This window comes from Rhodococcus sp. G6(2025), from assembly GCF_058628105.1.
Window position 1 is genome coordinate 515,543 of the sequence record NZ_CP179750.1, and the last position, 14,029, is coordinate 529,571.

Annotated in this window: 12 protein-coding genes; 4 read left to right on the forward strand and 8 right to left on the reverse strand. The window is 66.4% G+C overall.

The window, feature by feature from the left end; all coding sequences use genetic code 11:
- Positions 1-78 precede the first annotated feature (78 nt).
- Entirely contained in the window at positions 79-1,812 is a 1,734-nt protein-coding gene (locus ACLIVD_RS02595) for an ABC transporter ATP-binding protein (protein ID WP_280781808.1), read from the forward strand.
- On the forward strand, positions 1,809-3,788 hold the full coding sequence (locus ACLIVD_RS02600; RefSeq protein ID WP_491931888.1) for an ABC transporter ATP-binding protein: 1,980 nt from the start codon (positions 1,809-1,811) through the stop codon (positions 3,786-3,788). The genes ACLIVD_RS02595 and ACLIVD_RS02600 overlap by 4 nt, the downstream gene beginning before the upstream one ends.
- A gap of 42 nt (positions 3,789-3,830) precedes the next feature.
- On the opposite strand, the gene ACLIVD_RS02605 is transcribed toward ACLIVD_RS02600, so the two are convergent.
- Both ACLIVD_RS02605 and ACLIVD_RS02610 read right to left on the reverse strand, forming a co-directional pair.
- On the reverse strand, positions 3,831-5,072 hold the full coding sequence (locus ACLIVD_RS02605) for a hypothetical protein (RefSeq protein WP_283332712.1): 1,242 nt from the start codon (positions 5,070-5,072) through the stop codon (positions 3,831-3,833).
- Positions 5,073-5,077: 5 nt separating this feature from the next.
- Entirely contained in the window at positions 5,078-6,961 is a 1,884-nt protein-coding gene (locus ACLIVD_RS02610) for a sulfatase-like hydrolase/transferase (protein ID WP_283332713.1), read from the reverse strand.
- A 106-nt stretch (positions 6,962-7,067) separates the two neighbouring features.
- Between ACLIVD_RS02610 and tgt the strand changes: the two genes are divergently transcribed.
- Positions 7,068-8,312, forward strand: a complete 1,245-nt coding sequence (tgt, locus tag ACLIVD_RS02615; RefSeq protein WP_009477237.1) for a tRNA guanosine(34) transglycosylase Tgt — start codon at positions 7,068-7,070, stop codon at positions 8,310-8,312.
- Positions 8,313-8,355: 43 nt separating this feature from the next.
- Here tgt and ACLIVD_RS02620 read toward each other — a convergent pair whose 3' ends face one another.
- From ACLIVD_RS02620 to ACLIVD_RS02630, 3 genes are all read right to left on the reverse strand, one after another.
- Complete coding sequence (locus ACLIVD_RS02620) at positions 8,356-9,084, reverse strand: queuosine precursor transporter (RefSeq protein WP_005248717.1); 729 nt, start codon at positions 9,082-9,084, stop codon at positions 8,356-8,358.
- Positions 9,085-9,201: 117 nt separating this feature from the next.
- A complete protein-coding gene (locus tag ACLIVD_RS02625; protein ID WP_283332714.1) occupies positions 9,202-9,837 on the reverse strand; it encodes an RDD family protein in 636 nt (211 codons plus the stop codon).
- Positions 9,838-9,996: 159 nt separating this feature from the next.
- Complete coding sequence (locus ACLIVD_RS02630; RefSeq protein ID WP_317569518.1) at positions 9,997-10,665, reverse strand: DUF2189 domain-containing protein; 669 nt, start codon at positions 10,663-10,665, stop codon at positions 9,997-9,999.
- Between the two features lie 531 nt (positions 10,666-11,196).
- On the opposite strand from ACLIVD_RS02630, the gene ACLIVD_RS02635 reads away from it, so the two are divergent.
- A complete protein-coding gene (locus ACLIVD_RS02635; RefSeq protein ID WP_280781956.1) occupies positions 11,197-11,766 on the forward strand; it encodes a DUF4190 domain-containing protein in 570 nt (189 codons plus the stop codon).
- Here the strand turns inward: ACLIVD_RS02635 and gluQRS are convergent.
- The 3 genes from gluQRS to ACLIVD_RS02650 form a co-directional block, all read right to left on the reverse strand.
- On the reverse strand, positions 11,735-12,691 hold the full coding sequence (gene gluQRS / locus ACLIVD_RS02640; protein WP_283332716.1) for a tRNA glutamyl-Q(34) synthetase GluQRS: 957 nt from the start codon (positions 12,689-12,691) through the stop codon (positions 11,735-11,737). The two genes, ACLIVD_RS02635 and gluQRS, sit on opposite strands and share 32 nt — an antisense overlap.
- Positions 12,692-12,702: 11 nt before the next feature.
- The gene (locus tag ACLIVD_RS02645) at positions 12,703-13,314 is read right to left on the reverse strand and encodes a TetR/AcrR family transcriptional regulator (protein ID WP_011596657.1); all 612 of its coding nucleotides are present in this window, start codon (positions 13,312-13,314) and stop codon (positions 12,703-12,705) included.
- Between the two features lie 79 nt (positions 13,315-13,393).
- Complete coding sequence (locus tag ACLIVD_RS02650; RefSeq protein WP_283354595.1) at positions 13,394-13,972, reverse strand: dihydrofolate reductase family protein; 579 nt, start codon at positions 13,970-13,972, stop codon at positions 13,394-13,396.
- Positions 13,973-14,029 lie beyond the last annotated feature (57 nt).

Below are 14,029 nucleotides of genomic sequence, written 5' to 3' on the forward strand. Positions count from 1 at the left end.
CCCCGAAAATCCGCGGGCCTGCGGTCGTTTCTGTTGGTAACCTTCGGACATAATGATGACCCGCCAGGATCGCTGCCCATGTTGAATGCCCTGCTCACCACGTACCTCCGCCCGTACAAGCGGGACCTCACGGCGGTCGTCCTGTTCCAACTCGTCGCGACCGCGGCAGCCCTGTACCTGCCCAGTCTGAACGCCGATCTCATCGACAACGGCGTCACCAAGGGCGACACCGGGTACATCCTGTCCACGGGCGTCATGATGCTGCTCGTCACCGTCGTGCAGATCATCTGCTCGATCGGTTCGGTGTTCTTCGGCGCCCGCGCCGCAATGGGTTTCGGGCGCGACGTGCGCCGCGCCGTGATGCATCAGGTCGGGAGCTTCTCGTCCCGCGAATTCGGCCGCTTCGGCGCGCCGTCCCTGATCACCCGCAACACCAACGACGTGCAGCAGGTGCAGATGCTCGTCGTGATGAGCTGCACGATCCTGGTGATGGCGCCGATCATGTGCGTCGGCGGCGTCGTGATGTCGATCCGCGAGGACGCCGGGCTCGCCTGGATCCTGGCGGTCACCGTGCCGGTACTCGCGCTGTCCATGGGTTTCGTGATTTCGCGGATGGTGCCCGCGTTCCGGGAGATGCAGACCCGGATCGACGGGGTCAACCGCGTGCTGCGTGAGCAGATCACCGGTATCCGCGTGGTGCGGGCGTTCGTCCGTGAGCGCTCCGAGGTGGCGCGGTTCGGCGACGCGAACGAGCAGCTCACCCAGACCGCCCTGCGGGTGGGCAGGCTGACGGCGGTGATGTTCCCCCTCGTGATGGTCATCGCGAACATCACCAGCGTCGCCGTCATCTGGTTCGGCGGTCACGAGATCAACAGCGGCACCATGCAGGTCGGCTCGCTGACCGCGATGCTCAGCTACATCATGCAGATCCTGATGTCGGTGATGATGGCGTCGTTCATCGCGATGATGGCCCCCCGCGCCACCGTCTGCGCCGAACGCATCGGCGAGGTGCTCGCCACCGATTCCACCGTCGTGCCGCCGGTCGACGCAGTCACCGTGCTCGAGAACCCTGGTGTGGTGGAACTGCGCGACGCCCAGTTCAAGTTCCCTGGTGCCGACGAACCGGTGTTGCGCGACATCAGCTTCCGCGCCGAGCCGGGCAAGACAACCGCGATCATCGGCGGCACCGGTTCCGGTAAGACGACGCTGCTGTCGCTGATCCCTCGCCTCATCGACGCCACGTCGGGTTCGGTCACCGTGTCCGACACGGATGTGCGCCGCATCGACCTGGACGTCCTGCGGTCCGGCATCGGACTCGTTCCGCAGCGGCCGTACCTGTTCTCGGGCACCGTCGCCACCAACCTCCGGTACGGCAAACCCGATGCCACCGACGACGAACTGTGGCGGGCACTGGAGATCGCGCAGGCCGCGGATTTCGTCCGCGCCATGCCCGAGGGTCTCGACACTCCGATCGCGCAGGGCGGCACGACCGTGTCCGGCGGTCAGCGACAGCGACTCGCCATCGCGCGGGCGCTGGTCCGTCGCCCGTCGATCTACCTGTTCGACGACTCTTTCTCCGCCCTCGACCTCACCACCGACGCGCGGCTGCGTGCGGCGCTCAAACCCGAGACCTCGGACGCGTGCGTCATCGTCGTCGCCCAACGTGTCTCGACGATCGTGGAGGCCGAGCAGATCGTGGTCCTCGAGGACGGCGCGGTGGTCGGAATCGGCACGCACGACCAACTGCTCGAGACGTGTCCGTGTTACGTCGAGATCGTCGAATCCCAACGATCGGTCCAGGAAGCACTATGAGCGATCGCGCAACCACCACCACTGCCGAAAGGCCCGCCGGCCCCCGTATTCCGGGACCGGTCGCTCCGGGTGCCCCGGGGTCCAAGCCGAACGACCTGTGGCCGTCCACCAAGCGGTTGCTGAGGCGGCTGGGTCCCCACCGGATCGCCGTCGGCATCGTTTTCCTGGTCGCTGCCGTGTCGGTGGTGCTCACCTCGATCGCGCCGCGGATGCTCGGTCAGGGCACGAACCTGATCTTCGACGGCATCATCGGCGCGCAGTTGCCCGCCGGGATGTCGAAGGATCAGGCCGTCGCCGCACTGCGGGCCGACGGGCAGAACACGTTCGCCGACATGGTGTCCGGCATGGCCGTCGTGCCCGGTGTCGGTATCGACTTCAGCGCGCTCGGCCGGGTGCTGGCGATCGTGCTGGCCCTGTACCTGGGGTCGTCGGTGTTCATGTGGCTGTCGGGTTTCCTGCTGAACATCATCGTGCAGGGTGTCGTGAAGAATCTGCGCGCCGAGGTCGAACGGAAGATCCATCGACTTCCGCTGCGCTACTTCGACTCCCACTCCCGCGGCGACCTGCTGAGCCGGGTCACCAACGACATCGACAACGTCTCGCAGTCGTTGCAGCAGACGATGAGTCAGCTGATCGTGTCGGCGATGACGGTGATCGGCATCCTCGTGATGATGATCGTCATCTCGCCGCTGCTCGCGTTGATCGCGGTGCTGACGGTGCCGCTGTCGATCCTGGTGACGGCGCAGATCGCGAAACGGTCCAAGACCCACTTCGTGTCGCAGTGGAAGTCGACGGGAGTGCTCAACTCTCACGTGGAGGAGGCGTACACGGGCCACGAACTGGTCACCGTGTTCGGTCGCAGCCGTGAGGTGGAGGCCCGCTTCGAGGAGCAGAACGAGGCGCTCTACCAGGCCAGTTACCGGGCCCAGTTCATCTCGGGCCTGATCATGCCCGCCATCATGTTCCTCGGAAACCTCAACTTCGTGGCCATCGCCGTGCTGGGTGGCATGCGGGTGGCGTCCGGCACGATGAGCCTCGGCGACGTGCAGGCGTTCATCCAGTACTCGCGCCAGTTCACCCAGCCCCTCACTCAGATCGGGGCGATGGTCAACCTCATGCAGTCGGGTGTGGCGTCCGCCGAGCGGGTGTTCGCCATCCTCGACGAGGACGAGGAGGAGCCCGACCTCGCCGAAGCGCCCACACCGGCGGAGCCCCGTGATGCGGGTCGCGTCCATACGTTCGGCCGGGTGGAGTTCTCGGACGTGTCGTTCAGCTACTCGCCGGAGAAGCCGCTGATCGAGAACCTGTCGCTGGTCGCGGAACCCGGTCAGATGGTCGCCATCGTCGGACCCACCGGCGCCGGCAAGACCACACTCGTCAACCTGATCCTGCGGTTCTACGAACTCGACGGCGGCAAGATCCTCCTCGACGGTGTCGACATCGCCGAGATGTCGCGCGACGACCTGCGGTCCCGCATCGGCATGGTGCTGCAGGACGCCTGGTTGTTCGGCGGCACCATCCGCGACAACATCGCGTACGGACGTCCCGACGCCACCGAGGACGAGATCCAGGCGGCCGCACGGATCAGCTACGTCGACCGGTTCGTGCACTCGCTGCCCGACGGCTACGACACCGTCATCGACGAAGAGGGCAGCAACATCAGTGCCGGTGAGAAGCAGCTGATCACCATCGCCCGCGCGTTCATCTCGCAGCCGTCGATCCTGATCCTCGACGAGGCAACCAGTTCCGTCGACACCCGCACCGAGTTGCTCGTGCAGCACGCGACGGCGGTCCTGCGCAGCGATCGCACGAGTTTCGTGATCGCACACCGGTTGTCGACCATCCGCGACGCCGACCTCATCGTCGTCATGGAGGACGGTCGCATCGTCGAGCAGGGCAGCCACGACGACCTGCTCCTCACCCGCGGCGCGTACTACCGCCTCTACAACAGCCAGTTCGTCGGCGCCGAGGTCTGACGACTTGTGAGTACTTGTTAACCACGGGCGGTTGATAAGTACTCACAGGCACGCAGTGCTTCCCCCCGCTTCGAAGGTGGCGGTGTCGCAATAGGCGGCGCGCGGATAGTACGGACCCATCGTGGCGGCCGGGTCGGTGTGATCGTTCTGCGAAGCCTGCACCGACTGGGGGTAGAAGGCGTCGGACGGCAGCATGTACCGCAGGAACAGGACCTTTTTCGCGACGTCGGTGGAGCCCCAGGGGATGACGGTGACGGCCGGGTCGGACGCGGCGCGGGCGGGGACGTCCTGCGGTGCGGCGACGACGTACGTGTAGTTGCCGTCGCCGTCGGTGCGTGTCTGGAAGTCGGCGGCGCACGCGACGACCGGGTACGGCGTCGCCTGATCGTTCTGGCACATCGACCAGTACCGCACCTGGCGGCCGGGTGCGGTGACGGGTTGGCCGGCACGGGTGTCGGGGAACGTCGGTGCCCGGCCCTGCACGACGACGATGCGTCCGGGCTGGTACGTCAGGCCGGCCCCGACATATTTGTTGTCGCCGTTGGGGAACAGGCCCGACGTGCTCGCGGGGTTCACGAACGTCGCCTCGGGCACGTTGCCGGGGAACGCGCCGGACGCTGCGCCGGCGATGATCTGGTCGAATGCGGCCTCCGCGATCTGTCCGAGTGGTCCGTTGTCGTAGGCGGTGGGGTCGAATTCGGATCCGCATGTCGGCACCGGCGACGTTCGGCCCCCGAACGTCAGCGTCACGTCGGGTAGTGGAACACCGCCGGTCGGCGATGCGGGGTCGTCGGGGACGTACACCCGGATGATGAGGAAGCCGATGGGTACCGACTGCGTGTCGGCGCCGGCGGGCAGGGCCTGAATCTGGTTGCGGGAGTGGTCGGCCGGACCGGTCACGACCGTCGCGTGCCAGCGCTTCTGCGTGGCGGGCAGGGCGCCGGCGGCGGCGTCGGCGAACGGGTTTTCGCTGCCGGGGTCGGGTCCGATCTGGTTGTCGCGCAACGTGTCGACGGTGTCGAAGTTCGTCCCATACGTATTGAGCGAGAAGTACCGGGCGGCCGGGTAGGTGCCGCTCAGTTCGATGGTGTCATCCGGCCCCAACGCGTAGGGCAGCACCCAGTACGTCGCGTTGGCGTCGGGGAAGGCGACGTCGAGCACGGTCGAGTCGGACATGAATTGCCACCCGCACTGCGCGGTCGGTGGGGGCGCCGCGGACGCGGGGGAGGTGCCGCCGGACCACAGCAGCAGAACCAGCACGGCGGCAACGACTTTCCCGGCCATAACCGTCAGAACACCTCCCCGAACGCGGTCAGCTTGTCGATGCCCTCGCGGTCGATCTCGCCGGGCGTGTACCGGTTGATCAGCTGGATGTAGGCGAGGTAGCGGGCCATCGCGTCGGCACCCTGCTGAGCGAACGCCGGGGGGAGCGGCGCGGCGAGCTGAGTCGGCAGGTACTGGGTCATAAGCTGCGCAGCCATGGCCGGACCGCGCGGGTCGTGATCGAAGGTGTTGTCGAGTTCCGCCCGGCCGCGTTCGGTGGCGTAGTCGTAGAACTCGTACTGGAACGACGCCGGGTCGACGTAGGCGGTGGGCCCCAACCACTTCGAATACACCGCGACCTTCGCCTCGGGGGTGCGCAGCACGTAGATGTGGGTGGGGGAATTGTTCCAGTTGACCCCCTGCGGTGCGTGCTCGTTGGTGGCGAGGACGACGTGGTCGCGACCGGCCGCGGTGTTGCTCCGCAGCAGCGGCATGAGGTCGGCGCGTTCGGCATAGGTGGCGAACAGGTCCCCGGACATCCAGTTCCGGTCGCCGTGCCCGAGCGTCGCGAGCAGCGGCACGACGTCGACGCTCGACGTGAGCTGGCCGCGCGGGGTGTCGGTGTCGCCGGTGAATCGCCCGGTCGGGTCGGCGACGATCAGCGGGATGTGGAATGCCTCGTCGTAGGCGGTGGACAACTTGCCCGCGACGAAGCCGTGCGCCCCGGCATATTCGCCGTGATCGGATGTCATGACGAAGACGGTGTTCGCCGCGACATCCTCCGGCAGCGAGTTGATCACCGTGCCGATGTGGTGATCGACCATCGACAGCACGTTGGTGTAACTGTCCAGGGCCCGCTCCCAATACGTGTACGGCGCGAACGCGATGTGACGGTCGGGATCGGTGCCCTGGCCGTAGGGCTGGAGGTAGTAGTTCGACAGATTCTGGATGTCGTCGGTGACGCCGCCCCACACCAGGGCCTGGAACTCCCGGGCGAACACCTGGGTGCTCGGTTTCGACTGCAATGCCTTCTCGGGTTCCCAGTTGGGCGGCACCGACGGATAACCTAGGCGCGGAGGGTCGCTCTCGGCGGTGGTCACCGACCAGGCCCGCGCGGGACTGAGCGGGGGAACGTTGTTCGCGTACAGCGACTGATACCGTTCCGCTTCCGTTCCGGCCCAGAAGAACTGCTGGTCGTGGGGATTGACGAAGCTCGCAGTGAGACAGAACGGGCCGTCCCCGGGCTTCCGTGTCGACAACCACGCCGCGGCCTGGTCGGCGATGTGCCCGTCGAATTCGAATCCCTCACCGTTCATTCCGATGATGTCGGGCATGGTCAGTCCGTCGAACCCGTACTCCTCGAGGTAGCCGGGGGCGAGCCCGGAGTCCTCGTCGGGGGACGGCGACAGATGCCACTTGCCGACGTACGGCGTGACGTACCCCGCCTGCCGCAGCAGCTTGCCGTACGTCGGAAAGTCCCGTCCCATCGCGGGCGACGGGACGGGGGAGGCCCGATTACCGGTCCGTGTCTGCAGCATCCAGTTCTGCAGCGGATACAGCCCGGTGACGAAACACGCACGGCCGGGGCTGCACGCCACCCCGGCCGTGTAGTGCTGCGTGAACTTCACCCCGGGCGCCCACAGCGTGTAGAGGTTGGGCATGAACCGCTGCAGAAACTGGTCGGCAGTGGTGATCCCCGCGGGAAAGACCTGGGGAAACCGCATCTCGTCGACGACGATGAACACGATGTTGGGCTGCACGTAGTTGCTGGGCTGCCGGTGCAGCGGCTTCTCCGATGCGTCCGCCCGACGGTCGAAGAGGCCCGACATCACGGTCACCCCGCCGGCGACCGCCGCACCCGAGAGAAAGGTTCGCCTGTCGATCCGGTGGCCGGCCTGCTCGTCGCTCATGGCGGTTCCTCCGGTCGAAGGGATGGGATCGTCTCACTCTCTGTACCCACTATCGAACGAAGTAGTGATGTGTCGCCGGAAATGTCGCCCGTGATTGGATACACCCGTGAATGCCGTAGTCCCGACCCCGCCCGATCCGTTCTTCACCGTCGGTACCCGACTCGACGGGCAGCTGGGTCGTACCGGAACCATTCACACCCCGCACGGTGACATCGCGACGCCGTCGTTCGTGGCCGTCGGCACCAAGGCCACCGTCAAGGCGGTGCTGCCGGAGAGCATGAAGGAACTGGGCGCGCAGTCGCTGCTCGCCAACGCGTACCACCTGTACCTGCAGCCCGGGCCGGACATCGTCGACGAGGCCGGCGGTCTGGGCAAGTTCATGAACTGGGACGGCCCGACGTTCACCGACAGCGGCGGATTCCAGGTCATGTCGCTGGGCGTCGGGTTCAAGAAGGTCCTCGCGATGGAAGCGGTCGGGGTGCGCTCCGACGACGTCATCGCGAAGGGCAAGGAACGCCTCGCGACCGTCGACGACGACGGTGTGACGTTCAAATCGCACCTGGACGGGTCGCGGCACCGGTTCACCCCCGAGGTGTCGATGCAGATCCAGCACCAGCTCGGCGCCGACATCATGTTCGCGTTCGACGAGCTCACCACGCTGCTGAACACCCGCGGGTACCAGGAGCAGTCGGTGGAGCGGACGCAGGCGTGGGCGGTGCGCTGCATCGCCGAGCACGAGAAGCTCACCGCCGAGCGCGCCCATCGCCCGTACCAGGCGCTGTTCGGGGTTGTGCAGGGCGCGCAGTACGAGGACCTGCGGAGGCAGGCGTGCCGGGGGCTGGAGTCGATCACGGGGGAGAGCGGCCGCGGGTTCGACGGATACGGCATCGGCGGTGCGCTCGAGAAGCAGAACCTCGGCACCATCGTCCGCTGGTGCAACGAGGAGCTTCCCGAGCACAAGCCGCGGCACATGCTCGGCATCAGCGAGCCGGACGACTTCTTCGTGGCCATCGAGAACGGCGCGGACACGTTCGACTGCGTGAATCCGTCACGGGTCGCGCGCAACGCCGCGATCTACCACCCGGACGGCCGGTTCAACATCAACACCAGCCGCTTCCGTCGTGACTTCACGCCCATCGACGAGAACTGCGATTGCTACACCTGCGCGAATTACACCAGCGCCTACATTCACCATTTGTTCAAGGCGAAGGAAATGCTGGCGTCCACGTTGTGCACCATCCACAACGAACGCTTCACCGTGCGGTTGGTCGATCAGATACGCGCCAGCATCGAGGGCGGCTACTTCGACGAGTTCAAAGCCGAAACCCTGGGCCGCTTCTACCGCACGTGAGTGGGAAAGCGTCCTCGGGCACACTTTCCCACTCACGTGGGGGTCAGAGCTGGTAGGTGGGTTCGCGCTTCTTCACGTACGCGATGACGCGGTACGTGATCGGCATGACCAGTACCTCGACGAGGGTCTTCCACAGGAATCCGACGATCACGTAGTTGACGAAATCGCTCCACGTGCTGATGCCGATCGCGCCTGCGGCGATGGAGCAGAAGATCAGGGTGTCGGCGAACTCACCGACGATGGTGGACCCGATGAGCCGCGCCCACAGGTGCTTCTCCTTGGTGCGCTCCTTGATCAGGACCAGCGTCACCGAGTTCAGCATCTGCCCGACGAGGTAACCGGCCAGCCCGGCGAGCAGCAGTCGCGGGTAGACGCCGACGACGGACCGCAGCGCCTCCTGGTTCTCGTAGAAGTCGGCGGACGGCAGCTCGATGAGGAGCCAGAAGCAGAACGCGGCCAGGATCAGGGCGCCGAAGCCCAGGTAGATCGCGCGACGCGTCGACTTGAACCCGTACACCTCGCTGAGGACGTCGCCGAGAATGTAGGCGAGCGGGAACAGGAAGAAGCCGCCGTCGGTGATGACGGGCAGGATCTGCAGCGGCCCGATGGTCAGCGACGAATCGGCGAAGAACGCGACGCCCTTCGTCGCGCAGATATTCGAGATCAGCAGCGTCGCGGTGAAGAGGGCGACGAACGTGGGGTAGTACCCCCGGCTGACGTGCGCGAACGTCGCGTGGTCGTCTGGTTTGGTCTGCTGATCTGAGGCTGTCACGCCGCAATCCAAGCACCTGCAGGTGGAAGGGCGCGAATCAGGAACGGGTGAACGTACCTTTTGTCCGATCTGACGCGACGAAAGATACGTTCACCCGCACGGTAGGACGGGTTCGGACTAGCCCTGAACGACGCGCGTGCCGCCGGCCAGTTCGTCGTGCTTGCCCTGCTTGGTGGGGCTGCCGTTGATCGTCACCCCGATGACGATCGCGGCGACGACGCCGAGCAGACCGAACAGGAACCCGAGGAGCGGGAACCCGCCGAGCGCGGACAGGACGTAGAAACCGTTCCTGGTCAGCGACTGCTGCTGGGTGGGGAGTCCGCCGGTCGGGCCCTCGACGCGCAGACCCAGGAGCTGCTTGCCCAGGGTCTGCCCCCTCGTCGTCTCGAGGAAGACGAAGTAGCCGACGGCGGCGGCCGCGGTGAGGATCGCGCCGAGGACGCTGCCCAGGAAGTTGCCCAGCACCAGCGCGAGGACGGTGCTGACCACGGCCATCGGGATGCCGACGATCAGGCCGTCGATCACCCGTGCGCCGAGGCGGGGAAGAAGTTCACCGGGACGGGACGGGTCGAACCCGAAGTCCGGCTGCGTGAACGGCTGGGTGCCGAACTGCTGTGCCGAATCGAACTGCGGCGGTGCGCCGAACTGCTGTCCGTACTGCTGCTGCCCCGCCCCGTTGTAGTGCGGTTGCCCGTACTGCTGCCCGCCGAACGGCTGTTGTCCCTGGCCTGGATCGAATCCACCGGTAGTCATGTGTTCCCCCTCGAATCTCGAGTCCTGAATGTCTCGGATGACGCCTGAGCACCTTACGCAAGGGGTGGAAGTGACTCGAGTGACGGGAGTGGCAAAACGGGTGAGCGTACTTTCCGTCCGCGAAGGACAGGAAGCACACTCACCCGTGGGAGCGAGCGGTCAGGCCGCGACGTAACGGCCGGTGAGCACGCGGTACGCGTAGGTCGACGCGATGATCGTGATCGGGATCGAGACGAGAAGTCCGACGCCGCAGAGGAGTGCACCGACGATGTTGATGCCGACGAGAGCGAGGGCCAGCAGCAGCACCGGGCCGACGTTCTGCGAGATCACGCGGAAACTCGACTTGATGCCGGTGATCGCGTCCTCGTTCTGATCGATGACGAACTGCAGCGTCCACCAGGTCAGGAAGATGACGATGAGACCCGGGATGATGAGCAGGACGAAACCGATGGTGGCGGCCACACCGATGATCACGCTGGCGATGATGATCGCCCCGACATTGGTGAACTGGAAGAACGAACCGAACGCCGGCTTGTTCCCGTCCACCTCGTGCAGTGCGCCCCGCACGAGAGCCGCATTGATCAGATAGCCGACGATGGTCGTGACGATCGTGCCGATGATGCGCCACACCGAGAACGCCGCGCTCATGTCGGACGACGTGCTGAAGCCGCCGAAGACGAGGTTCAGCACCACCTGGATGATGGCGGCGATCAGCAGGATGCCGATCCAGATGAGCGCGTTGTCCTTGAATTTGTTCCAGCCGTAGCCGATCGCGTCGCCCACGGAGAACTGCCCCGGCGTCTGCCCGGGCGTGCCGTAATCCGACATCGGCGGAGGCGGCGGATATCCACCGGGCGGCGGTCCCTGGGGCGGCGGCGGGTAATTGCCCTGCGGCGGCGGGTAATTACCGGGAGGCGGCGGATAGTTTCCGCCGGGGGGCGGCGGATAGTTTCCGCCGGGCGGGGGCGGGTAGTTTCCGCCGGGCGGCGGTGGCGGATATCCGCCGGGCGGCGGTCCCTGCGGCGGCGGAGGGTAATTCCCCGGGGGCGGCGGATAACCACCGGGCGGCGGTGGAGGATTGCCCCGCGGGGGGCATCCGCCCTGGTCACCACCTTCAGGTTTGTCGTTAGGGTCGTATCCACCAGTCGTCATGTGATCCCCTCAGCAAGAGTTGAATGCTCGCGCGTGACAGTGCGAATAAACACTACGTGGACAATCCTTTACTCGCCTCCCTTTGGTCTGCTTCTTCTCCTGCGGTTTTGATGCTTTACGCTGGTTATCGTGACTAATTCTGGGGGATCGGACGATTCGAATCCGTACAACGGGCAAACACCACCCACTTATGGCGAGGTTCCCGGCTTGCCGCGCGACGGATACGGGGTCGACGAATCCGGTTATCCCACCTATTCGGCGCCCACCGAGAAGTACCCCGACTATCAGCAGCCGGGCGCGTATGGGACTTCTCCGAATCCGTATGCCGCGCCGAATCAGAATCAGTACGGCGGCGACCAGTACGGGGCGCCGAACCAGCAGTACGGGACGCCCAACCCGTATGCCGCCCCGAATCAGTACAGCGCCCCCAACCAGTACGGCGGCGCGCCCAACCAGTACGGGGCTTCGGGCCAATACGGCGGTCCCGCCCCGCAGTACGGCGCACCGAACCCGTACGGCGCGCCCTACCCGCGGCCGCTGGGGACGAACGGTCTCGCGATCGCGTCGCTGATCACGTCGATCGTCGGCGGATGCTTCTACGGCCTCGGCTCCATCGTCGGCATCATCCTCGGCATCATTGCGCTGGGCCAGATCAAGCAGTCCGGGCAGGAGGGCCGCGGACTTGCGATCGCCGGAATCGCCATCGGCGGCGCCTACGTCGTCGGCTGGATCCTGTTCTTCCTGATCATGGTGATTGCTGCGGCGTCGGGAGCCTGACCACCCACGGTTCGCGGTGCAGGCGGGCCGGGTCGAACCGGTCGAGGAGTATCCCGAGATCCACGACCTCGCCCGGTTCCGCGAGCGCGAGTGACGTCGCCAGCACTCCGAGGACGTCGCTCGGGGTGCGTCCCAACGCTTTCTGGTCGGCGAGCGTGACGGCGCCGTCGCGTTTCGCGAGCCGTTTGCCGTCCTCGTTGAGTGCGAGGGCCACGTGCGCGTAGGTGGGGGCGGTCAACCCGAGCAGCCCGGCGAGGTAGGCCTGGCGGGGCGCGGACGAGAGCAGGTCGTCGCCGCGCACCACCTGATCGATTCCCTGGGCGGCGTCGTCGACGACCACCGCGAGGTTGTAGGCGGGTGTCCCGTCGCCGCGCCGCAGCACGAGATCGTCCACCATGCCGGAATAGCTGCCGTGCAGGACGTCGTCGATGGTGAACGACGTGACGCCGGCGCGCAGCCGCAGCGCGGGGGGTCGGCCGCCGGCGAGCCGGTCGGCGCGTTCGTCCGGTGTCAGGTTGCGGCAGGTCCCCGGGTACGCGCCCTGCGGTGCGTGCGGCGCCGACGCGGCTTTGAGGATTTCTCTTCTCGTGCAGAAGCACTCGTACGTGAGGCCGGCGGCGTGGAGTTCGGCGATGGCAGCGTCGTACCGCGACAGTCGGTGCGACTGCGACACGACGTCGCCGTCCCAGTCGAGGCCGAGTTCCGCGAGGTCGGCCAGTTGCCGGTCGCGGGCGCCCTCGTGGACGCGGTCGAGGTCTTCGACGCGCAGGAGGAACTTCCGGCCGGTGGACCGGGCGAACAGCCACGCCAGCACGGCGGTCCGCAGGTTGCCGAGGTGCAGGTCGCCGGACGGGCTGGGCGCGAACCGCCCCGCGCCCCCCGCCCGATGTGACAGCGGTTCACTCTGACGAGACGGATGTGACATCGGCCGAGGGGTCAGCTGGCCAGTTCGATCGACGACGACGGCACGACGTCGGCGCCCTGCAGAATCATGCCGATCTGAATGTCGAGGGCGTGCTCGAGGTACTCCGGCGGGTACAGCGCCGGACTGCCGATCGCATCGAGGGCGAGGCCGTCGACGGTGGCGAGGAGAAGCGCCGCACGGGTTTCCGCCTCCGGGGTGCCGATCCCGATGAGCACGGCGGACAGTCCGGTGCGGATGGTGAACAGGGTCTTGCGCCGGATCTCGGCGAGCGACGGGGAGGTCGCGGCCCGGACGGCGAATGCCGCCATGACGTGCGCCTCCCGCGACCGCGCCTCGTCGAGCGGCAGCAACTGGGACATCGCGGCGAACAGGGCCCGGGCGGGATCCCCGCCGCGCTCGACCTCCGACAGTCGGGCGAGGAGTTTGTCGACGAGGGTCCGCAGGGCGAACGCGAACATCTCGTCCTTCGTGGAGAAGTGGTGCTGCACGGCTCCGATGGACACACCCGCCCTCTTGGCGACCTCGCGCACGCTGGCGCCCTCGAGCCCCGACTCGGCCGCGACGTCGAACAGGGCTGCGGCCAGGCGTTCGGGGCTGGTGGACGAGTATCGGCGTTCGCGCATGCCTCGAACATTACTGACGTATTGAATCAATACATGCGTCAGGTGCCCGTGTTGCCGCGAGTGGCGGGTGTGACTTCGTTTATCGGCGGACGTACGTCAGGAAAATCATCCCGCTCTCGAAGGCGCGGCTCGCGGCCAGCCGGAACCGCTGAGGGCCGAATTCGCCGTCGAACAACGGAATGCCGGTGCCGATCGCCACGGGGTTGAGCTTGATCCGGAGCTCGTCGATCTCGGGTTGGACCGCGGCGGCGAGCTTGCCGCCGCCGCACAGCCAGATGTCCTTGCCGTCCTCCCGCTTGAGTTCGCGGACCTTCTCGATCGGATCGCCCGAGACGATCTCGACGTCCGGGTCGGGCGACTCGGTGATCGTGGTCGAGAAGACGTACTGCCGCAGATGCGCGTACGGGCTGGTCATGCCGAGGTCGAGGCCGGGCTGGTAACTGGCGCGGCCCATGAGCAGTGTGTCGAAATGTTTGTTGGGGGCGTCAATTCCCAGCGGTGCCCGCATGTGGGTGGGGACCGTCTCGGGGTACTCGGCGATCATCACGGGCATGTGATCGCCGTCGATCTCGAAGATGGTGCCGGTGGGGTCCGAGCCGTCGGCGCCGGCGATGAATCCGTCGATGGTGGCGGCGGCGTAGTAGACGAGCTTTCGCATGTGAGTCCTCCCGTGGTCGGTAACAACTCCATTTGTAGTACTATGACTGAAGTGGTT

Bases quoted from the DNA above. Each gene is read 5' to 3' on its own strand.
- ACLIVD_RS02595 (WP_280781808.1), top strand. From the start codon at position 79: ATGTTGAATGCCCTGCTCACCACGTACCTCCGCCCGTACAAGCGGGAC.
- ACLIVD_RS02600 (WP_491931888.1), top strand. From the start codon at position 1,809: ATGAGCGATCGCGCAACCACCACCACTGCCGAAAGGCCCGCCGGCCCC.
- ACLIVD_RS02605 (WP_283332712.1), bottom strand. From the start codon at position 5,072: ATGGCCGGGAAAGTCGTTGCCGCCGTGCTGGTTCTGCTGCTGTGGTCC.
- ACLIVD_RS02610 (WP_283332713.1), bottom strand. From the start codon at position 6,961: ATGAGCGACGAGCAGGCCGGCCACCGGATCGACAGGCGAACCTTTCTC.
- ACLIVD_RS02625 (WP_283332714.1), bottom strand. From the start codon at position 9,837: ATGACTACCGGTGGATTCGATCCAGGCCAGGGACAACAGCCGTTCGGC.
- ACLIVD_RS02630 (WP_317569518.1), bottom strand. From the start codon at position 10,665: ATGTCGGATTACGGCACGCCCGGGCAGACGCCGGGGCAGTTCTCCGTG.
- gluQRS (WP_283332716.1), bottom strand. From the start codon at position 12,691: ATGTCACATCCGTCTCGTCAGAGTGAACCGCTGTCACATCGGGCGGGG.
- ACLIVD_RS02645 (WP_011596657.1), bottom strand. From the start codon at position 13,314: ATGCGCGAACGCCGATACTCGTCCACCAGCCCCGAACGCCTGGCCGCA.
- ACLIVD_RS02650 (WP_283354595.1), bottom strand. From the start codon at position 13,972: ATGCGAAAGCTCGTCTACTACGCCGCCGCCACCATCGACGGATTCATC.